The 22459-nt window shown below is 69.5% G+C and carries 8 protein-coding genes; 1 reads left to right on the forward strand and 7 read right to left on the reverse strand.

The window, feature by feature from the left end; genetic code table 11:
• The 7 genes from FHS42_RS20640 to FHS42_RS20670 form a co-directional block, all read right to left on the reverse strand.
• On the reverse strand, positions 1-827 hold an 827-nt coding region (locus FHS42_RS20640; RefSeq protein ID WP_184574068.1), incomplete at its 3' end, for a beta-ketoacyl synthase N-terminal-like domain-containing protein.
• Positions 827-10756, reverse strand: coding sequence for a type I polyketide synthase (locus tag FHS42_RS20645; protein WP_184574070.1), 9930 nt, complete (start codon positions 10754-10756; stop codon positions 827-829). The genes FHS42_RS20640 and FHS42_RS20645, both read right to left, overlap by 1 nt.
• Positions 10757-11187: 431 nt before the next feature.
• Positions 11188-11802, reverse strand: a complete 615-nt coding sequence (locus FHS42_RS20650) for a helix-turn-helix transcriptional regulator (RefSeq protein ID WP_221476715.1) — start codon at positions 11800-11802, stop codon at positions 11188-11190.
• A gap of 968 nt (positions 11803-12770) precedes the next feature.
• Positions 12771-13631, reverse strand: coding sequence for a 3-hydroxybutyryl-CoA dehydrogenase (locus FHS42_RS20655; RefSeq protein WP_184574074.1), 861 nt, complete (start codon positions 13629-13631; stop codon positions 12771-12773).
• Positions 13624-14664, reverse strand: coding sequence for a 3-oxoacyl-ACP synthase III family protein (locus FHS42_RS20660; protein WP_246495095.1), 1041 nt, complete (start codon positions 14662-14664; stop codon positions 13624-13626). The genes FHS42_RS20655 and FHS42_RS20660 overlap by 8 nt, the downstream gene beginning before the upstream one ends.
• Positions 14661-16016, reverse strand: a complete 1356-nt coding sequence (gene ccrA / locus FHS42_RS20665) for a crotonyl-CoA carboxylase/reductase (protein WP_184574076.1) — start codon at positions 16014-16016, stop codon at positions 14661-14663. The genes FHS42_RS20660 and ccrA overlap by 4 nt, the downstream gene beginning before the upstream one ends.
• 479 nt (positions 16017-16495) lie before the next feature.
• The gene (locus tag FHS42_RS20670; RefSeq protein WP_184574079.1) at positions 16496-19354 is read right to left on the reverse strand and encodes a helix-turn-helix transcriptional regulator; all 2859 of its coding nucleotides are present in this window, start codon (positions 19352-19354) and stop codon (positions 16496-16498) included.
• 184 nt (positions 19355-19538) lie between these two features.
• On the opposite strand from FHS42_RS20670, the gene FHS42_RS20675 reads away from it, so the two are divergent.
• A complete protein-coding gene (locus FHS42_RS20675; RefSeq protein WP_184574081.1) occupies positions 19539-22442 on the forward strand; it encodes an AAA family ATPase in 2904 nt (967 codons plus the stop codon).
• The last annotated feature ends 17 nt before the right edge of the window (positions 22443-22459 follow it).

Here is a 22459-nt window from a genome sequence, read left to right on the forward strand (position 1 = left end):
ACCAACCCCACACCCTCCGCAAAATTCGTCCCATCCGCCCCCTCCGCAAACGCCTTACACCGCCCATCCCGCGCCAACCCCCGCTGCCGACTGAATGCCACGAAGGGAGTTGGCGTTGCCATGACCGTGACACCACCGGTGAGGGCCAAAGTGCTTTCCCCCGAACGCAGCGACTGGCATGCCAAGTGCAGCGCGACAAGGGAGGAGGAGCAGGCCGTATCCACGGTCACCGCGGGGCCCTCAAGGCCGAGCGTATAGGCCACGCGTCCGGAGATGACGGAGGAGTAGACCCCGGTGGGAATGTAGCCCTCGACATCGGCCGACGCATTGTTCAGCAGAGTGTCGTAGTCATGGGAATAGCAGCCGACGAATACACCGGTGGCGCTCTTATGCAGGGAGGTGGGGTCGATGCCGGCCCGCTCGAAGGTTTCCCACGCGGTTTCCAGTACGAGCCGCTGCTGCGGATCGGTGGCCAGGGCCTCGCGCGGGCTCATGTGGAAGAACTCGGCGTCGAAGTCGGCGGCGTCGTAGAGGAATCCGCCCTGTCGGCCGTAACTCTTGCCCGCTACATCGGGGTCCGGATCGTAGAGCGTCTCCAGATTCCAGCCCCGGTCGGCAGGGTAGTCCGCGATGGCGTCCTTCTCGTCGATGACGAGTTGCCACAGGTCCTCGGGGGATGAGACGCCTCCCGGGTATCGGCAGCCCATGCCCACAATCGCGATGGGCTCGAACCGGTCCGACTCGACCTCTTGTAGGCGTTGGCGAGTGCGGCGCAGGTCGGCCGTCACTCGGCGCAGGTACTCCCGAAGCTTCTTTTCATCCGACATCAGAAGCCACCATCCTCACGTTGGCCGGGCAGTCCGGAAAGTCCAAACTCGTTCTCGATGACGTTGAAGATCTCGTCGTCCGTGGCGGACTTCAGGTCGTCGCCGGAGTCAAGTGCCGACTCCCGATCGTTTTCGCCCAGCTTCCACACAAGGCTTTCCAGGCGTGCTCTGATTGCGGCGCTTTCGGATTCTTCGACGGCGAGTTCGGACAGGCTGCTTTCGAGTTGTTCGAGCTCGCGCTGTAGGCGTAGCGCAGGGTCGGCGTCACGCGGGTTGAGCTGGGTGTGTAGATGGGCGGCGAGTTCGGCGGGCGTGGGGTGATCGAAGATCAGCGTGGGGGACAGCCGTAGCCGGGTCGCCGTGGTCAGGCGGTTGCGCAGCTCGACGGCGGTGAGCGAGTCGAAGCCGATCTCCTTGAAGGGGCGCACGGCCACGATGCTGTCGGGGGTGGGGTGACCAAGGACGGTGGCCGCATGGCCGCGTACCAGGCCGAGCAGATGCCGGTGCTGGTCTTCGGGGGCGAGGGCCGCGAGTTCTTCGGCGAGGCCGCTCGCGGTCGTGCCGGTGGCCGCGGCGCGCCGGGTGGGGGCGCCCGGCAGGGCCCGTAGCAGTGCGGGCACGGCGACCGGGTCGGTGGGCGGTGTGATGGGGCAGGGCGCGAGGTTGGCGTGGTCGAGCCGCAGGGCCGTGTCGAAGAGCGCGAGGGCGTGGTCGGTACGGAGTGGAGTGACGCCGGCGTGGCTGATGACGCGGTCGCGCTGGGCGCCGTCCAGGTGTCCGGTCATGCCGCTGGCCTCCTCCCACAGCCCCCAGGCGAGGGAGGTGGCAGGCAGGCCCTGGGCGCGCCGGTGGAGGCTGAGGGCGTCGAGGAAGGCATTGGCTGCGGCGTAGTTGGCCTGGCCCGCGTTGCCCAGTGTGGCGGTGGCGGAGGAGAACAGGACGAAGGCAGCCAACGGTGCTCCCGCGGTGGCCTGGTGCAGGTTCCAGGCGGCGTCCACCTTGGGGCGGAAGACGGTGGCGATGTGTGGGGAGGTGAGGTTTTCCAAGGTGCTGTCGTCGAGGGCGCCCGCGGCGTGGAGTACCGCCGTGAGGGGGTGCTCGGCGGGGATGCTCTGCACGAGGTCGGCCAGGGCCTGCGGGTCGGCGGCGTCGCAGGCCGCGATGGTGACCTCGGCGCCGAGTTCGGTGAGTTGGGTGCGGAGTTGTGCAGCACCGTCCGCGGCGGGTCCGCTGCGGCTGATGAGCAGGAGTCGCCGGGCGCCGTGCCGGGTGACCAGGTGCCGGGCCACTAGGCCGCCGAGCGTGCCGGTGCCGCCGGTGATCAGTACCGTGCCGGCCGGGTCGAGAGTCGCCGGGAGGCTGAGTGTGATCTTTCCGGTGTGCCGGGCCAGGCTGAAGTACCGCAGGGCCTGGCGCGCTTGGGAGATGGGCCAGGTGGTGGTCGGCAGGGGGCGAAGAGTTCCGGCGTCGAAGAGGGCCGAGAGGTCGGCGAACATCTCCTGGAGGCGATCGGCGTCCACATCGAGGAGGTCGAACACCTCGTACAGAAGGTTCGGATGGACGGTGGCGACCTCATGTGGGTCGCGGATGTCGGTCTTGCCCATCTCGATGAAACGGCCGTTTGGCGCCAGCAGGCGAAGGGAGGCGTCGATGAATTCCGCGGTAAGGGAGTTCAGGACGATGTCCAGGCCGCCGGGGGCATGGGAGCGGAAGTGTGCCTCGAAGTCCAGGGCGCGTGAGGACGCGATGTGGTCGGCGTCCAGGCCCATGGCCCGCAGCGTGTCCCACTTCGGCGGGCTGGCCGTGGCGTAGACCTCGGCGCCGAAGTGGCGGGCGAGTTGGACGGCGGCCATGCCGACGCCGCCGGTGGCGGTGTGGATGAGGACCTTGTCGCCGGTACGTATCCGAGCCAGCTTGACGAGGCTGTAGTACGCGGTAAGGAAGGCCGCGGGGACGGTGGCCGCGGCGGTGAACGACCAGTCGTCGGGTATCCGGGCCACCAGGCGGTGGTCGGTGACGCGAATGGGGCCGATGCCGCCGTCTGCGGCCATGCCCATCACGCGGTCCCCCGGCGCGAGGGATGTCACTTCCGCGCCGACCTCGGTGATGACACCGGCGTCCTCTCCGCCGATCGGCACCTTGCCCGGTACGAGTCCCAGGGACACCATCACGTCCCGGAAGTTCAGGCCCGCGGCCCGTACGGCGATGCGTATCTCTCGCGGCCCCAGGGGCGCGCGGCCCTGCTCAGCCGCCTCAGCCTGGTCTGGCTGGTCTGGCTGGTCTGGTTGCGCTGTGCTCGCGAGGACCACCTGTCCCAGGGTGCCGCCCTGCCCCGACACCTCCAGGTGCCAGCCGGGCCCTTCCGTGGGCGGGATGAGGGTGTCGCCGCCGGTGGCCGGCACGAGCCGGGCCGCACTGATCTCCCCGTCGCGCAGGGCAAGTTGGGTCTCGCCATCGCTCAGCGCGGCGGCGAGTGCGGTGGGTAGCGCGCGGTGAGATGCCTCGCGGTGATCGGTGTCGAGCAGCAGGAACTGGTCGGGATGCTCGGCCTGTGCGCTGCGTACCAGGCCCCAGATCGCGGCGTGCACGAGTCCGCGTACGTCCATCGGCTCGGTGATCGATGGGTTGACGGCGCCGTGCGAGATGAGACACAGCCGGCTGGCCACGTACTGCGGGGTGGTGAGCCAGTCCTGGAGCAGTTGCAGGACGGTAGCGGTGAGTGCGGCGGTCTGTTGCACGGGGTCGGCATCGGCGTCGGGTGCGGGCAGCACGGCGAGGACGGCGTCCGGTGCGGCTTCGCCTGCTTCCAGGGCGTTGGCGAGGCCGGCCAGTCGGTCGTGGCGCCTGACGGTGGCACCGGTGTACTGGCTCAGGAGGCCGGCCAAGCCGGAGTCCTGGGCGTCGAGCACGGACAGGCGCTGCGGGATGTCGGTCCGCGGACTCTCGTCCCGGGCCGGGAGTGGGTGCCAGGCAAGGTGGAACAGGGAGCGCTGGGTGTCGAATTGGGGTGCCAAGCCCTGGGTGGTGAGGGGGCGCAGGGTCAGGCTCTCGATCGTGATGACGGGCTGGCCGGCGGGGTCGGTCGCGGTCAACTGGACGGTGTTGGGGCCCGTGGGGGTGACCTGTACGCGCAGCGAGTCGGCGTCGGTGGCATGGAGGTGGACCCCGCTCCAGGCGAAGGGCAGCGCGAGCGCGTCCGCTGTGCTGCCGGCCTGGTCGGGGGTGAGGAAGACGGCGTGTAGGGCGGAGTCGAGTAGGGCCGGGTGCAGCCCGTATCCGCTGGTGGGGGTGTCGGGTGCCAGCCGGGCATCGGCGTACACGATGGTGTGGTGGCGCCAGGCGGCGCGCAGGTTTTGGAAGGCGGGCCCGTAGTGGTATCCGCGCTCGGCCAACATCGGGTAGAGGTCGTCCACGGGCAGGCGGTCGGCGCCGGGCGGCGGCCAGGTGCGGTCGGCTGGCTCTGCCGCGGTGGCGCGGGTGGCGGTGCTGAGGATGCCGCTGGCGTGCTGGGTCCAGGGGTGGTCGGCTTCGGTGCCCTGGGGACGGGAGTGGATGTCGATGCGTCGCCGCGCGCCGACCCCGGTGTCGCCGCCGTCTGACTCGGCGGAGGCGACGGTGATGTGCAGGTGTACGGGCTGCTCGCCGGTCAGCAGCAGGGGGGTGTGGAGGGTGAGCTCCGCCAGTACGGGGCAGCCGGTGGCGGTGCCTGCGGTGAGCGCCAGTTCGAGGTACGCGGTGGCCGGTAGCAGGGGCGTGTGGGTGACGGCATGCTCGGCCAGCCAGGGCTGGCTGCTGGTGCTGAGGGTGCCGGTCGCGTGCCAGCTTCCATCGGGCAGGTGCGTGGTACTCGCAAGCAGTGGGTGCCGGGTGCCGTGCAGGCCGACACCGTCCGCGCCGGTGCTGGCGGTGGTGGGGCTCAGCCAGTGGCGGGTGCCCTGGAAGGCGTACGTGGGCAGGTCGATGGGCCGCGTGCTGCCCTGCGGCCGGCAATGTGCCCGGGTCCAGTCCACCGGCGCGCCGTGGACGTAGCCGGTCGCCAGCGCGGTCAGGAACTGCGGCCAACCACCGGCGTCCCGGCGCAGTGTTCCCAGTGCGGCCGTACCAGCGGCGAGGTCGCCATCGGCGTGCAGGACGTGCTGGATGCTGGGGGTCAGCACGGGATGCGGGCTGGTTTCGATGTAGAGCCGGTGGCCGGCGGTGACGAGTTGGTCGAGCGTGGGGTGGAACAGCACCGGCTGGCTGAGGTTGCGGTACCAGTACTCGCCGGTCAGGGCGGTGGTGTCGAGCAGTCCGCCGGTGACGGTGGAGTAGAAGGGCACCTCGGCGGCGGTGGGGTTGAGGTCCGCGAGGACGGTGCACAAGGTGTCGCGGAGGACGGTCATGTGCGGGGTGTGGGAGGCGTAGTCCACCGGGATCGTCTTCGCATCGACGCCTTCGGCCTGGCAGTGGGCGACCAGCCGCTCCAGCGCCTCGACGTCGCCGGCGACGACGGTGGTGGCCGGGCCGTTGACCGCCGCCAGGTGCAGGCCCGGGTGGTCCGCGAGAAGGGCACGGGCCCGGCCGACGGGGAGCGGCACCGATGCCATTCCGCCCGTCCCGGCGACCTGGGCCAGCGCCTGTGAGCGCAGGGCCGACACGCGGGCGGCGTCGTCCAACGAGAGGGCTCCGCAGGCGTACGCGGCGGCGATTTCGCCCTGGGAGTGGCCGATCACCGCATCGGGGTGGACGCCGTGCGCGCGCCACAGGGCGACCAGTGCGCTGGCGACCGCGAACAGGGCGGGCTGGACGACGTCAACGCGGTCCAGACCGGGGGCGCCGGGCCGGTGGCGCAGCACGTCGAGCAGGTGCCAGTCGGTGTGGGGTTCCAGGGCTTGCGCGCAGGCGTCGAGTTCGGCGGCGAAGAGTGGGGAGTCGTCCAGCAGGCCGGCGGCCATGCCGGTCCACTGTGGGCCCTGGCCGGGGAAGACGAACACGGTCTTGGGTGTGCCGGCGGCGGTGCCGGTGACGGTGCCGGGGGCGTCCTTGCCTTCGGCCAGCGCTTCCAGTGCGCTGATGAGCTGGGGGGTGTCCTGCCCGGTGATGACGGCGCGGTGCTCGAAGTGGGAGCGTTCGGTGGCCAACGCGATGGCCACGCCCACCGCTTCGCTCGCCTGCGCCGCGGGTGGCTCGGTGCCTTGGTGGCGCTGTGCCCAGGCGGCCAGTCGGCCGGCCTGCGCGGCGAGTGCCTGCGGGCTGCGGCCGGAGATCGGCCAGGCGAGGGGCCGGCCGTCGCCGTCGTTTTCGGCGCTGCCGTTGTTATCGCCACTGCCGTCGTTATCACCGTTGCCGTTGTTATCGCCACTGCCGTTGTTATCGCCACTGCCGTTGCCGTCATGTTGGGCGGGGACACGGTGCGTCGGGAAGCTGGGGACCTGGTCCGCATCGAGGCTCAGGCGATCGGGGGCCTGTTCCACGATGAGGTGGGCGTTGGTACCGCTGATGCCGAACGAGGACACCGCGGCCCGCCGCGGCCGATCCGCCGTGGGCCAGGCGCGCTCTTCGGTCGCCAGCGCCACCGCGCCCGCCGACCAGTCCACGTGGGAGGACGGCGCGTCCACGTGCAGCGTGCGCGGCACCACACCGTGCCGTAGCGCCAGCACCATCTTGATGACACCGGCCACACCCGCAGCCGCCTGCGTATGCCCGATGTTCGACTTCACCGAGCCCAGCCACAGCGGCCGATCCGCCGAGCGGCCTTGCCCGTACGTGGCCTGCACCGCCTGCGCCTCGATCGGGTCGCCCAACGCCGTCCCCGTACCGTGCGCCTCGACGACGTCCACCTCGCAGGCCGGCACCCGTGCGTTGGCCAACGCCTGGCGGATCACCCGCTGTTGCGAGGGGCCGTTGGGCGCCGTCAGCCCGTTCGACGCGCCGTCCTGGTTGACCGCGCTCCCCCGTATCACCGCCAACACCCGGTGGCCGTTGCGCTGGGCGTCGGACAGCCGCTCCAGCAGGAGCAGACCCACGCCCTCGGACCAGCCCGTGCCATCTGCGGCCTCGGCGAACGCCTTGCACCGGCCGTCGATGGACAGCCCGCGTTGCCGGCTGAACTCGACGAAAATGCCGGGGAGTGACATCACCGTGACGCCGCCCGCCAGGGCCATGGAGCACTCCGCCGACCGCAGTGCCTGGGCGGCCAGGTGCAGCGCTACCAGCGAGGATGAGCACGCCGTGTCCACCGTTACCGCGGGCCCCTCCAGGCCCAGCGAGTAGGCGATACGGCCGGACATGACGCTGCCTGTGCTGCCAGTCAGCAGGAAGCCGCCGTCCGTGCCCTCGGGGGGCTCGTGCATCCGGGGCCCGTAGTCCTGTGCCATCGCTCCGACGAAGACGCCGACCGGGCCGCCGCGGAGCGCCCGCGGGTCCATGCCCGCCCGCTCGATGGCCTCCCAGGCCACCTCAAGCAGCAGCCGCTGCTGGGGCTCGATGGCATCGGCCTCGCGCGGCGATATGCCGAAGAACTCGGCGTCGAAGCGGGCCGCGTCGTGCAGGAAGCCGCCTCGCTTGGTGTAGGTGGTGCCGGGGTGGTCGGGGTCCGGGTGGTAGAGCCCGTGGAGGTTCCAGCCGCGGTCGGTGGGGAAGTCCGTCGTACCCTCGGCTCCTGCGCGCACCAGGTCCCACAGCTGTTCCGGTGTCTGTACGCCTCCCGGGTAGCGGCAGGCCATCGACACGATGGCGATTGGCTCAGCCGGGTCCGTGGCCGGTACGCCGGCGGGGCTGAGCAGCTGGGCACCGGTGTCCTGCCCGTGGGGCGCGGGCTCGTTGAGCTCGGTACGCAGGCGGTCGATGACGTGCTGCGGGGTGGGGCAGTCGAAGGTCAGGGTGTGCGGCAGGCGTAGGCCAGTTGATGTGCTCAACCTGCTGGCGAGCTCGGCGCCGGTGACCGAGTCGAGGCCCAGGTCCTTGAACGTGCGCTCCGGGTCGAAGGCATCGAGGCGCGCGTGCCCCAACACGGCCGCGGTGGCGCTGAGTACGACGCTGGGCACGTCGATGGCACGTCCCTCGCGGGCGCCGTGGCCATCCGGCTCGTGCGCGGGCATCGGCGAGGCGGCCGGTTGCGAGGGCAGTTGCGAGGCAGCCAACTGCGGGCCGGCTGTGTCGGCAGCGAGGGGCCCGGGCTGCGCTGACTGGGTCACGTCCAGCCAGTAACTCTTCCGCTGGAAGGCGTAGGTGGGCAACTCGCTGGGTCGCGCTCCGTGTGCCGCGAAGCACGCCGTCCAGTCCACGGGTACTCCGGCAGCGTGCGCCTGCGCCGCCGACATGAGCATCCGCCGCCCATCGCCGCTGTCGCGGCGCAGGGTGCCGATCGCGGCACCGGCTTCGCCCACGATCTGCTCGACGCTCAGCGTCAGCACCGGATGCGAGCTGTTTTCGATGAATACCGTGTGTCCTGCCGCGGCCAGCGCCCGAACGGCCTCCTCGAACCGCACCGGGTGGCGCAAATTGCGGTACCAGTAGTCCGCGTCAAGGCGTGCGGTGTCGATGGGTTCCCCGGTCAGCGTCGAATAGAACGGGATGTCCGACGTCCGAGGGGTGATGTCGGCGAGCGCCGCAAGCAGTTCGTCGCGTACCGACTCGACCTGCGGAGTGTGCGAGGCATAGCCCGCAAGGACGCTTCGTGCCCGCACGCCCCGTGCCTCGTACGCGGCGGCCAGCTCATCGACGGCTGGCTGATCGCCGGCTACGACCGTGCGCTCCGGGCCGTTGATCGCGGCGACGTGCAGTCGCCCGCCGTACGCCGCCAGGTCCACGCGCACCTGCGCGACCGGCAGCGGCACCGACGCCATGGCGCCCGGCGTGCCGGACAGCGACCCCACCGCCTTGGCGCGCAGGGCCACGATCTTCGCGGCATCCTGCAACGACAGGGCTCCGCTCACATGCGCGGCGGCGATCTCGCCCTGCGAGTGTCCGACCACCGCATCGGGGTGCACCCCCAGCGAACGCCATACCGCGGTGAGCGAGACCATCAGTGCGAACAGCACGGGCTGGATCACATCGGTCCGGTCGAACGCCGGCGCACCGTCCACGCCGCGGATCACCTCGGCCGGCGACCAGTCGAGGTAGGGCGTCAAAGCGTCCGTGCACGCCTGAAACGTCGAGTGGAACACCGGCGATGATGCCCACAGTTCCGCGGCCATCCCGGCCCACTGGCCACCCTGGCCGGGGAAGACGAACGCGACCTTGCCGGGATGGGCTCGCCCACGCACCACGTGCGGCGCGTCCTCACCTCGGCCCAGCGCGGCCAGGCCGGTCAGCAGGTCCTGCCGGTTGTGGCCGAGCACCACGGCCCGATGGGCGAATGCCGACCGCGTTGCCCACAGCGCCGCGCCCACGTCGGCCGGCCGCAACTCCTGTCGTTCGGCCATGAACTGCGCCAGCCGTTCGGCCTGAGCTGCCACGCCCGGCGCGGACCGCGCCGACAGCACCCAGGGCACCGGGCCCGAGGCGGGCACGGTCGCGCGAGCCGCCGCCGGTGACGCAGCGGGCGGCCCGGCGTGGATGTCGGCGTCGCTATGGGCCCCGTTATTGGCACCGTTATTGGCGGCGTTATTGGCTGCGTTATTGGCGGCGGCGGCGTCGGGTGGCGCTGAAAGGACGAGATGGCAGTTGGTGCCGCCGATGCCGAAGGAGGAGACGCCGGCGAGCCGCTGGCCGTCCTCCCTGGCCGGCCATGGGGTACGGACGGCGGCCACCCGCAGGTTCCAGGCGTCGAAGTCGATACGTGGATGGGGCTCAGCGAAGTTGAGGCTGGGCGGTATCTCGCCTTCCTTGATGGCCAGGGCCGCCTTGAGGAGGCCGACGATGCCCGCCGCGCCTTCCAGGTGCCCCACGTTGGTCTTCGCCGAGCCGAGCAGCAGGGGCTCGCTGCTCGTCCTGCCGACACCCAGGACGTCGCCGAGCGCGGATGCCTCCACCGGGTCTCCGACCCGCGTGCCTGTGCCGTGCAGTTCGACGTACTGCACCTGGTGGGGGTCGATTCCAGCACGCCGGTAGGCGCTCGTGAGCACGGCGCGCTGCCCCTCGGCGCTGGGCGCGGCCAGGGCGGTGCCGGGGCCGTCGTTGTTGACGGCGCTGCCGCGGATCAGGCAGTAGATCCGGTCGCCGTCGGCAAGCGCCCGGGACAGCGGCTTGAGGGCGATCATGCCACCGCCTTCGCCCCGTACGAACCCATTGGCCCGGGCATCGAAGGTGTAGCAGCGGCCGTCCGGGGAGAGAGCCCCGATCCGGTCGATGGCCAACGCGCTCTCCGCCACGAGGTTGAGGTTCACCCCGCCGGCGAGGGCGAAGGTGGACTCCCCCGACCGCAGGCTGGCGCATGCGAGGTGCACCGCGACCAGTGAGGAGGACTGCCCGGAATCGACGGTGAGGCTGGGCCCGCGTGCGCCGAGGAAGTACGAGAGGCGGTTGGCGATGATGCCGCGGCTTTGGCCAGTGAAGGTGTGCGGGTTGGTCTCCCGGCGGCGATGCCGGTCCTGGAGCAGGGCGTAGCCGTCCCAGATCGCCCCGATGAACACGCCGGTGCGCGTCGCGTGCAGCGCGGCGGGCACCTGTCCCGCGTCCTCAAGTGCCTCCCAGCCCAGCTCCAGGGCGAGTCGCTGCTGCGGGTCCATGGCAGTGGCCTCGCGCGGGGAGACTCCGAAGAAGTCCGTGTCAAAGCCGTCCACTCGATCGAGGAAGCCGCCCCAGCGAGTGTGTGCCGCTGCGGGCGTAGCCGCGTCCGCTTCGGTCGCGTCCAAGGTGTTCCACCGTCCGGCCGGCGGCTGCGAGATTGCGCTTTCTCCCCGGCAGAGCAGTGCCCAAAATTTCCGCGGATCGGCTGCCTTTGGCAGGCGGCAGGAGAGACCGACGACAGCTATTGCCTCTTCGTTCGGCAGGTGGGTCTCAGGCACAACTCTGCTTCCCCTCGGGGCGTTTTGACACAGGACCGTGCACGCGGGCGCGCCGATTTGATCGCAGGTGACGGGGCCGGCTGGGCCGGTCAAGCGCAGTCCGCGGGTGACGTCTTCGTCGCCGTGAACCGTCCGTCACTCATGAGCAGCTCGCAGCGGTAGACGTGCTTGCACAAGCAGTCGCCGGGCCGTTTCCGGCCTGCGGGCCCGGATTCTTGGTCAGGGAATCTCAGGCCCGGTTGCGTGGAATGAGATAACCACTGCCGATAGCTGCTACGCAACCATATGAAGAGGCCGTTGCCTGTTCGTACTTCCGCCTTGCCCATGTTTCCCATGGACCTTGGGTGGCGCACCGCGGCCTCATTGCGGGCAGCGGGAATCCCACGGGTCCGAATGGATACCGCGGGAAAAGTGCAGTGACGTTTCTTGTGTCAGATCAGGCCGGATCGAATGGCGTAGGAAACCACATGCGTACGGTTGCGTAGATTAAGCTGCTTCATCAACCCGTAAAAGATGTTCTTTATCGTACGCTCCGAGTAGCATAGCTCTTGGGATATTTCTGCTATCACGTAGCCTTCGGCCGCCAGTCTCAGCACGTTGATCTCTCTGGCGGACAGGCCGGATGCGGTGAGGCCACGTGGCGTGAGGACATCACGCTGTACTCGGTGCACATGGTCGAGCAATCCCCCCTGGAGAGAGGAAGGGAAGTCCGCCCAGCCCCTGTTGACTCGTCGAATGACGTCAATAAATTTGGCGGGCGTGAACTCGGCACGCCACAGCGCCGCCCGAACACCGTGTTCGGCCGCCGTCGAGTAATCGGCGTGCCAACTGTTGTCCACGATGAGGCAGAACCGGACGGAGGGAGTCTGCAACTCCCGTAACAACTCCATGGTGGCTGCATTCACCGTCTCCACGGAGACGACCATGACGTCAACTTCAACTCCCGGTGCTGCGGCGCTGAGCACGAATTGCGGATTCGCTTCGAGCGGACCGACCAACCCCATGCACGTTATGGGATCTTCCGCATGAACCGCTACCTTGATCACGACCGTCACCCCGTGTCGAATGAGCGCCCCTGTAGCACGGGCTTCGACCCGCTGCGAGGCGGTACCTCGACATAATTGCATGGCTGCACAGAGGCATCCCCAGCCCGGAGCGGACGGACAGCTACCTGTAGGGAAAAATCACGCGAGCACACGCGAAAGCGGAATGCCGCACACCGCGAAGCAGGTGTCGCATTTTTTCCTATCGGTTCATCTCGGGGGAGAAAATCAGGTAGCGCGCAGGGCACGTACCAGCGTAATCGGCGTATCCGATCATCGATACGCATGAATTTTCGCTCAAAGTGGCACCCGGCGCGACTTCACGAGGCCGCATAAAGTGTCCGGCCCTGCTGGTCGCCCGGCGCACTCCACTCGCGATACGCCAAGAACTCCCACCAAGAGCCGCCAAGAACGCACGTGGTGGCGCAACCCCAAGAACACCGTGGTTTTTTCGCCCTGTCGAGGAAAGGAGTTGGGCATGCCGCGAGGCGCGAACCGGACACGGTGACATCGGGACGGTCCTTGGCTCGCCTGGTCCGCTGTGCGTGCGCGATGGCCCCGCATCCGCGGGCACCCTGCCCGTGCCGCGCGACGCGCCTGGGGCGCCGCCTCTCGCGCAACGGCCCCTGCCCTGCCCACGGGCAGGGGCGGCTGGCGCTGCTGCCGGCACACCTGGCGCCGCCCTGGTCGGCGGTGGGGAGGCGCGACCGACCAGGCGGCTGCTACGCGGCGAAGGCGGCTCGGCGGCAAAGACGCCTGGGGCCTGCATGGTTGGCGCTTCGCACACGACCGGTACGGGCGCCACCGCGGCGCGGGCGACTTTGCCCCGGGCGGGCACGGCCCTGCCCGACCGGGCGATCGTGCCCGGCCGGGCAGGGCAGGCCAGCGCTGCTTTGCCTGAAGGCGCTGGGGCGCGGCAGCTGTGAACACACCGATCCGCCAACTAGCGCTTGCGGCCCACGAGTTCATACCTAGGCGTAGAGATGGAAGCCCTGCCCGCTTTTTCTGCCCAGTAGCCCGCTTTCGAGCATGCGCAACAGTAACGAGGGCGGTGCGTAGAGCGGTTCCTTGAGTTCGGCGTACATCGCCTCGCCGATGGAGGCGATGGTATCGAGACCGATCAGGTCGATCAGCGCCAAGGGGCCCATGGGGTGCCCGCAGCCGAGGGTCATGCCCTGGTCGATTTCCTCGGCCGACGCCGCGCCGGCTTCCAGCATCCGCACCGCTGCCAGCAGGTAGGGCACAAGCAGCGCGTTGACGATGAAGCCCGGCTGATCCTTGGCACGCACCACCTGCTTTCCGAGGGTGGTGGTAAGGAAGGACTCCACTCGATCCAGCGTGGCGGCCCGAGTGGGCAGTGAGCCGACCAGTTCGACCAGCGGCATCACCGGCGCCGGGTTGAAGAAGTGCACGCCGACCAGGCGGCCGGGGTCGCGGGTGCCCTGTCCCAGCTTGCTGATCGGGATCGAGGACGTGCTGGACGCGAGCACCGCGTCCGGGTCCTGCACGACGTCGTCCAGTTCGGCCAGGACCCGCCGCTTGTCGTCAAGGGATTCGCCGACCGCTTCCACCACGAGCTGTCGATCGTGCAGGGCCTTGGCGCGGGTCGCGAAGGATACGCGTTGCATCGCGGCGTCACGGTCGTGCCCGCTGATCTTCCCCTTGCGCACGGCCCGTTCGAGCGATCGCAGCAGTCGTTCCATGCCACGGTCGATGGCTTTCTCGCCGCGGACCAGGACGGTCACGTCGAGGCCGGCCCTGGCCACGACCTCGGTGAAGCCCGCGCCCATCACCCCGCAGCCCACGACTCCAATTCTTCGGAACTCACTCATGCTGCCCTTGCCCGTGGCACGCCGACCAGCGCAGCAGGCAGGTACCGACCGACATACCGCCCCCGAACCCCGACAGCAGCACCAACTCGCCGTCCCCGATCGCGCCCGTACGCACGGCGTCGTCCAGCGCGACCGGCACCGATGCGCTACCGAGGTTGCCGTACCGGCCGACCACGAGATGGGTGCGGTCGCGGGATAACCCGCAACGGTCGGCGAGTTGACCGAGCAGTACCCCGTTCGCCTGGTGCGGCACGAAGCAGGCGATGTCATCGACGCCGACCCCCACCCGATCGAGGACCTTTTGCACCACGGGGGGCACGTTGTTCATCACGAAGTCGCGGACGGCGCGACCTTGCATGGTGAAGAAGTGCCCTCCGTCGGCGAGCGTCTGCGCCGAGGTCGGGAGCCTGCTGCCGCCGGCCGCGACCTTGATCAGGTCCTGAGCCTCGCCATGGGTGCTCAAGGTGACGTCAAGCATCCCGTGACCTTCGGGTACCTCACCCATGATCACGGCGCCGGCCCCGTCGCCGAGGAGCACCGCGGTGCGCCGGTCGCTGAAGTTGAGGATGCGCGAGTAGACGTCGGCGCCCACTACCAGGGCGCGGGAGCCGGGGTTGGCCATGATCAGTCCGCGGGCCACCTCGATGGCGTACACGAATCCGGCGCACACCGCGTTGATGTCGAAGCAGGCCGCGCTTTGGGCACCGATCAGTTGCTGGAGGATGCTGGCCGTGGCCGGTTGCGGGAAGTCGCCGGTGGAGGTGGACACGATGATGTAGTCGATGAGCGTGGCCGGCAGGCCCGCATGGTCCAGGGCGTTGCGCGCGGCGTGGGCGGCCAGGTCCGATGTTGCCTCCGTGTCGGCCGCGTAACGCCTGGTGCGGATGCCGGTTCGGCTCTCGATCCAGTCGGCGGTGATGTCCGGCACCTTCGCGGCGACCTCTTCGTTGGTCACCACGCGCTCGGGCACGTATGAGCCGGTGCCCAAGATGCCGATGGGTCGTGGCGGCGCCATGGCGCTCATGCCGCTCATGCCGTTGCCTCGACTCGGGCCGAGCAGCCCCGCAGGGGGGTGAGGCTCGCTGCGCCGAGTCGGGCGCGCCGCTCAGGGGCGCTGACTCCCATTCCCTCTTGCGGCGCCATACACAGCACCGCGACCTTGCCGAGGTGCCCGTTCGTCTGCACCAGCCGGGTGGCCTCGCCGACCTCGGCGAGCGGATAGACCGTGGAGAGGGTGGGTACGACGTGGCCCGAGTCGATGAGTCGGGCGCATTCCAGCTGTTCCTGGAGATTCGCCACGTGGCTGCCGATCACCCGCTTCAGCTTCATCCACAGATAGCGGTTGTCGAAGACGTGCTGGTAGCCGGTGCTGGAGCCGCAGGTCACCACGGTGCCGCCGCGCCGCACCACGAACACCGAGGCGCCGAAGGTGGCCTGCCCCACGTGCTCGAAGACCACGTCCGGGTCCCGGCCTATGTGGCCGCGGATGATCGAACCGAGCCGCTTGCCGATCGCGATCGCCTGCCCCGGATCGTTGGACGCGTCATCGTCGAGCCCGACCTCGGAGCGTTTGATGACGATGTCACAGCCGAGCTTGCGCACCGCATCAGCCTTGGCGTCCGACCCCACCACCCCGATCGGGATGCCACCACCGTTCTTCACGAACTGCACCGCGTACGCACCGAGGCCGCCGGCGGCGCCCCAGATCAAGACCGCGTCGCCCTGCTTCATCCGGGCGCCGTTGGCGCCGACGAGCATCCGGTAGGCGGTGCCCGCGCACAGTGTGTTGCAGGCGGCCTCCTCCCAGGTCAAGTGGGCGGGCTTTGGCACGAGTTGGCTCGCTCGTACCACGGTGTACTCGGCGAGTCCCCCGAAGTTCGTCTCGAACCCCCACGCCCGCTGTTCAGCGCCGAGCATGCCATCGGCGTGCGTCGCCGGCTCCTGATCGTCCACGTATGCGGGGCTGACCACCACGTGGTCCCCCACGCGCCAACGGCGCACGCCGGAGCCGACGCGCACGATCACGCCGGCCCCATCGGACCCGACGACCTGGTGGTCTTGGTCGTGCCGGGTCGCCCAGCCGCCCTGCTGGGCGAACTGCCGCAGGAAGCGAAAGGTGGAGACGGGTTCGAACATGGCCGACCACACGGTGTTGTAGTTGATCGAACTTGCCATGACGGCCACGACGACTTCGTCCGGGGCGAGTTCTGGCATGGGGACCAACCCGACCCGTAGCGACTTTCTGACGTCCTTGTCTGCCACGTCACGGAACATATCCGCGTCTTCTTTGCGGAGATATGCGGCCACATATTCGCGGGGTAAATCGAGGCGTTCTATCTCAGCGGGCTTCGCGCCGCCGATCAAGGCGTCAGCCAGGGAGCTCATGACAACCTCTTTTCGTAGTCACCGAGATTCTTCATCCCCCGATTGATCTTTGTGTTCTCCGTGATTCAGCAGGTCATCGCGGGAGTTCCCGTGGTGATTCTTCGCCTGTCGTCGGCCGTAGCGGCCACCGACGACCTCATGTGTGGATACCGCATGCGGACAACGCACCAGTGCACAGAAGACGAAACAGGAAAACTTCACTGCTGCGCCGTTCGGAACGGATGACGCGCCTTCGATACGGGTGAGCTACGCGCTACAGAAATGGCGAAGGTCTCCAACGGACGGGTCTTAGGAAATCACCGTCGCGAACGGCCGTCCAACTGTGCCCCCATACTGTGCCTGTTCGTACTCCCAGCCTTGCCCGAACTTCGCAGCTCGCCCGAACTTCGCGGCCACTGTTTGCTGTGAACCTGCGAACCCACAAACGCGCGACGCCTGGGAGCACTGCCACAGCGGTCGGTGACGGCGTCAGCAGGGCCTCAGTGGGGCACGTACCGCGCGAGTCCGCCGTCCAGCCAGGCGGTGGCGAGCTCCAACCGGGAGCGGCATCCGGTGCGGTCGAAGACGCTGGCGAGATAAGTCTCCACGCTCTTCTCGCTGCGCGCCAGCACGGCCGCGATCTGCCGGTTGGTCCGACCGCCGGCGACCATTTGCACCACCTTGAGCTCCATGGCGCTGAACACGGACCTGCTGGTGCGTCGGCGCGGCAGCGATAGCCCCAGCGACTCGGCGACGTCCACCAGCAACTGCCTGGCTCGCCGCGCCGACAGTCGTTCGCACCATTCCCACGCTTCGGCCAGCCACTTCTCTTCGCCGGTGGAGCGGGCCAGCCACAGGCTGGTCATGAAGGACAGCATCTGGTCGCTCTGCCAGGCCGGCAGGGTATGGACGGCCAGGGCACTGTCCACGTCGTCCCACACCAGGGCCCGGGCCAGCAGCGTGGCCACGTGGGTGGTGGTCGAGTCCACACAGGTGTGCAACTCCTCCAGCGCTCCGAGCGCCTCACGGGCAGCGCGATCATGTCCTTCCCGTACCGCGTAGATGGCCAGACGCAGCAACAGGCGTTCCAGTCCAGCGAGATGGCCGCCCGCTCGTAGGACGCGATACTCACGCCAGCCTTCTCGCCAGGCACCCACCGCGTCGCCGCTGTCGTATTGCAGGCCGGTACGGGCCCAGCTGGCCAGCGGCCCGCGGCCATGCGGGGCCGCAGCGCCGGCTAGCCAGGCGGCGGCCCGCGCGGTGTCGCCCTGCCAGCGGCAGATCTCGGCGGCCAAGCTGCGGCTGTGGTCGTACAGCGGCCCGCGGCCGGTGCCCCCGGAGTACATCTCGACCCGGCGGGCCAGTGCCAGCGCCGTATCCCAGGAGCCCGTCAAATACTCGCGGACCAAGGATTGGTACGTACGCAACGGGCTGTCCTCGAACCGTGCGCAGCGGTCACCGAGTACCGCCTCGAACGCGGTTGCCCAGTCCCCGAAGGCCGCCGCTCCGCGAAGCTGTTCGGTGTCGCCGAGTGGGGGCAGGCCGTTGTCCATGCGTAGGCTTTGCACAGCGGACAGGCCGCTGTTGAATTCGGCCCGAGTCCCCAACGTGCCGGTCAACAACAGCATCTCGGCGACGGCCGGTATCTGGAGCGAGGGTGGCTCCGCCAGCGGGACCGCGGTCGGTCTGGTCTGCGCCGGCAGGTCAAGCAGCGGCCCTGCGGAGCTGGGGGGCGGTGGCAGGCCACGCATCCGCAGGGCCAGTGCCACGAGCGCCGCAGCGGGTGGCACGCGCATCGCGGTGCGAGCGGGCGGGCTGTCGTAGGCGACGACGTAGTTGCCCAGCCACTGTTCGTGGAGCGCGGCAAGGGCCCAGGCCGACGCCAGGTCCGGCAGGTACTCGCGGTGCCGTAGCGCGAAGTCATCAGCTTCCGGCAGGAGTTGGTTGCCAAGTCTCAGCAGTGCGGTGGCATCGCCGTGGTCCAACATGAGGGCGATCGCACCACGCAGGATTGCGGGTAGGTCTGCGTCGTCGGCGGGCAGTTGGTGGAACAGGGCCAGACAGGCGCGCGCCGCTGTCCGCCGCCGCTGGCCACCGTGGTCACGGCGAACCGTGGCCAGCAAGATGTCATTCGACAGGGAGTCGGGCAACTCCGCGCCCGCCGCGAGGACGTGATCACACAGGCGCGGGTCCAAGGCCCCGTGTGTCCCACCCGCCCGCCGCTGCGCGTTCAGCACCACTTGGGCATGCAATCGGGCCTCGTACCACCGCGCCGGGGAGGTCTGGAGGGCAGTGCCGAGAGCGGGTACGGCGCAGGCGAGCCGCTGTTCGTCGGTCACGGTGACCATGCGGTGCTCGACGAGGGCGTCCAAGGCGCGGCCGATGTGCGGCACCGATCCGCCGAGTTCCGGGGCGAGGTCCAAGAAGTCGTCCACGGTCGTTTCGGCCACCGAGGTCAGCCGCGCGAGCAGTGCCAGCGCCTCCTTCAAAAAACCGAGGTTGGTGAGCGCACTGCCCTCGGCCGCGCACCACGTCCGGTCCAGCACCGCATGGCCGATGGGCAGGTGGACGGCCAACTGCGGATCGGCTGGACACGCATGGCCGTCCACCACCATGAGTTGGTCGCTCTCCCACAGCGCGCCCACCGTGGAGAGCACGGCCCGCGGGTTGCCGGCCCAAGCGCCCAGCCCGCGCCGCACGGCGGACACCAGTTCGGGGGCCGCTAGGAGGCCCAGCCGGCGCCCGGCCAGTGTGCTGGTTTGTTCCCAGGTCAGCGGCGGTACCTCCACGGTGCGATCCGCCGCGGCGGCCAGCGCGTGCAGCGCGCCCGAGCCGCCCGGGAGCAGTTGCCCGGACACCACGACGGGCACCCCGTCGGTACGCAGCCCGCACAGCAGCGCCCCGAGCGCCCCGACGTCGCCTTCGTTGACGTGGTGGGCGTCGTCGAGCACCACGGCCACCCGCTGGCGCAGCGCAGCATGCCGTACCAGGGCTTGGGTCTCAAGGAGCGCAGGCAGCAGGTGCCGCCGGTCGCGGGATGCCTCGACCTGCGCACGCCGGACCGCCGCGACGAGAGGTAGGGCATCGTGCTCGATCACCTTCACGAGCAGATCGCCTATCTGGTGTGCGAGGGAGTCAAGGCCTGTGCGGCCATGCGGTGTCAGGCCGACGCGGAGCACCAAAACGCCGGAGCGTGCCGCCAGGTGGTCAGCCGCCTCCAGCACCGTGGTCTTTCCGATGCCGGACTCACCGCGCAGGAGAAGTACACGCGCGTTCTCGCCGGTTTGCCGAAGCGCCATGCTGACCGCGCGTACCTCCTCCCTGCGTCCGACAAGCGTCGTCTTGCCGTGAGTCGGCATCAGTTCGCGTCTCTTTCCCAGGAGTTGACTCTCGACACTTCCGTCAAGATCTTCACTGATTAGACACTCCCTTCACCATCCGGACCTTCATATGATTGGTCAACGGGGGGTGGCGCCTTTCGGCCTGCCGTGGTGAGACGAGGGGGTGGGGGCGGCGAGCCACGTCACGGGGCATATTCAGGCGATGAATGAGGGGGCGTCACCTCAGTTTCAGCCGAAACTCATTGGCCGGGACAAGGTGGTTCAACGGCTCATTGACTGCGCTACCGCAGCGTCGGGCCCGGCGGTGTGGCTGGTGCGTGGCGAGATCGGCGTCGGACGCAGCGCCGTCCTCGGCACCCTCGCCGAGCGGGTGCGGGCGACCGGCATGCCGGTGCACGAGGTGATGTGTCTGCCCCGTGACCACCAGGCCGCCTATCTGCTCGCCCACCGGCTCGTCACGGCCCTGACGCCCGCTGCGCGCACCGCCACCTCGCCTACCGGGCCCGTGGCGAAGACCTCGACGCTACGCCCCGCGGCCCGCTCGCATACCGGTCCGCGCGACCCGGCGGAGGCGGTGTCCATCCAGCTCAACCGGGCTCTACGCACCCACACCCGAGCCGTTGTACTCGTGGACGACGCCCAGTTCGCCGACCCCGAGACGCTGCGCCTGGTCCGCGTCATCGCTCCCACGCTCGCCTTGTCGGCCGTGCGGCTGGTCCTGGGGGTGTCCCCCATCGGGGGCGTGTCCAGCGGAGAACCCGCAGCACACGAGGCAGGCGAAGGCGCCGTATGGCTGCTGCCAGGTGCCCTTGCAGTGGACACGGTCAGTGTGCCGCCCCTCACGAAAGAGGACGTCGCCGACCTCGTCACGGACCGGTTGCGCGCCGTGCCCGACCACGACCTGGTAGCCGAGCTCTATCGGCTCAGCGGCGGTAACCCCGGAGCGATCTCGGCAGCGCTGGGGCCGGCGGGCGAGGCAGCGATCGGCACGCTGATCGGCCACGCCCATCTGGTCCCGGGGGCGCCGTCTCCCGTGTTGCAGGACGACGACCGATTCGTCCGCGCCCTGCGGGACCTCGGTGACACTGTTTGGCGCGTGGCCAAGGCCCTCAGCGTGCTGGAGCCGATGGGCAGGCGGACACCGAGCATTCTCGCAGCGGTCACCGGCCTGCCCGCCGACACCGTAGCGAGTGCCCTAAGCCGCCTGGTGACCGCCGGCCTCGTGGTCTGCCCGGACAGCGACGGCCACGAGCGCCCCGGGAACTGGACGTTCCGTATCCCGCTCATCGCCGTCGCCCTACGGGCCCGACTCGGCCCGTACGAGCGCCGCGCCGTATCGGCGGCTGCCGTATCCGCCCTGTGGGAGCCCGACGACGACAGGCCCGCCACGACGGAGCAAGAACGCGGTGACGGCGCCGCGCGCCGCGCCTACCTGGCGGACCGCATCGTCGATGCGGGCGCGCTCATCGAACGACGGCGGGCCCTTGGCGAACTGCTCGGCGCTGCGGCCCAGTTGTCCGACACCCATACGCGCGCGGCGGCCAACTGGCTGCGGGCAGCCGCGGATCTGACCGACGATCCGACGCTGCGTGCATCGCTGCTGGCACGCCATGCGGCCACCGCCTACCGCGCCAGAGACGCCCGGGTCGCGGCGGAGGCCGCAGGCACGGTGTTACGCACCCACTCCGGCGAGCTCGACCCCGCAGCTCGGCAAGAGATCACCGTCGTCCACCTCATGGCCCTGGCCGCGGCCGGCGACATCGGGGCACTCGGCGCGCAGCACCGCCCTCGGCCCGACGACGCGGACGGCGCATCCGCCATCGCCGGTGTGCTCGCCCTGTGTCTGCTCGGCTGCTGGTCACAGGCCCTTGAGCTGATCGCGGCCACGGGCCTTGACACCCGCCCCGACCCGGTCACGCGGTACTTCGGCAAGATGTACAAGGACGCGGCCATGATGATGGGCGGCGACGCCGCGGGCCTGCACACCGCGCTGCGGACCGCGGCCGACCCCTCGCTCCCACCCCATATGGCCTTTGAGCTGACAGCCCAACAGTGTGACTACCTGCTCTCGATGGGCAGTCTGCGACAGGCGAATGAGCTGCTGCACGCACGCGGCATAGCCGCGTCCCAACTACCCGCCGAATCTGTCTTGTTGAGACAGTATCTGACCGGTTCTTGGGAGGAGGGACTAGCGACGGCACGTTCACTGATGGTCAGCAGTTGCGCGACGGCCAGGCCCCCGGTCAGCGTGCTGGCACACTCCCGGGCATCGACGATGCTGCTGGCCCTCGGCCGGCCATCGCGGGCCCGTACGGTGCTCGATATCGCACGGGCGCAGCCAGTGTCCGTGTCCTATCTGCTCGACGCCGAAGAAGCCGCCATCGCCAGCTTCATCGGGGAGCCTGACCTTGCGGAGCAGAGCGTACGCCGCGGGCTGGACGACGCGCGCGAGCGCGGTTGCGTTCTGGGGACCGAGCCGCTGTGGGCAGCGCTCGCCGCCCTGGAGAGCGATCGGGGGCGCCCCGAGCGCGCCGGGGAGAGCATGAGCGAACTGGAGCGGATCACCACGGCGATGCCAAGCGACAGCACCCGGCTGCTGTATCTGCGAGCCTGCCTCAGAGCCGTACGGCACCACCCCGAGTTGGCCGCCGAGCTGCCCGACCAACTGGCCTGCGCGCGCGAGGCCGTCCAACTGGCTCGCGCATCCGACCAGCCCTTCGAGACGGCTCGTACGCTGCTGGCCGTCGCCACGACCACCGACCCATACGCGCATCCGGACGGCCCGCACGGTCCCGATGGCGAAGCCCTGCTTCGGGAGGCGTACGACCTGTTCGGGCACCTCGGCGCCCTGGTGTGGCGCTATCGGACCCGCACGGCCCTGCGGGAGGCGGCGCTGCCCGTTCCTGGCCGTCGAACCGCCACCGAGGAAAACGAAACGCTGCTGGCCACACTGGTCGCCGAAGGACTCACCAACCGCCAGATCGCCCGAGCCCTCTCGGTGAGCGAGAGCAGCGTGGCCAGTCGCCTGACCCGGTTGTTCCACCGCACCGGGCTGCGCTCCCGGGTGGAACTGGCCACCATCATGCTCGCCACGAACCGACGATGACCTCACCAACGCTGTCG

The sequence above is a fragment of the Streptomyces zagrosensis genome (genome assembly GCF_014203645.1).
GTDB lineage: Bacteria > Actinomycetota > Actinomycetes > Streptomycetales > Streptomycetaceae > Streptomyces > Streptomyces zagrosensis.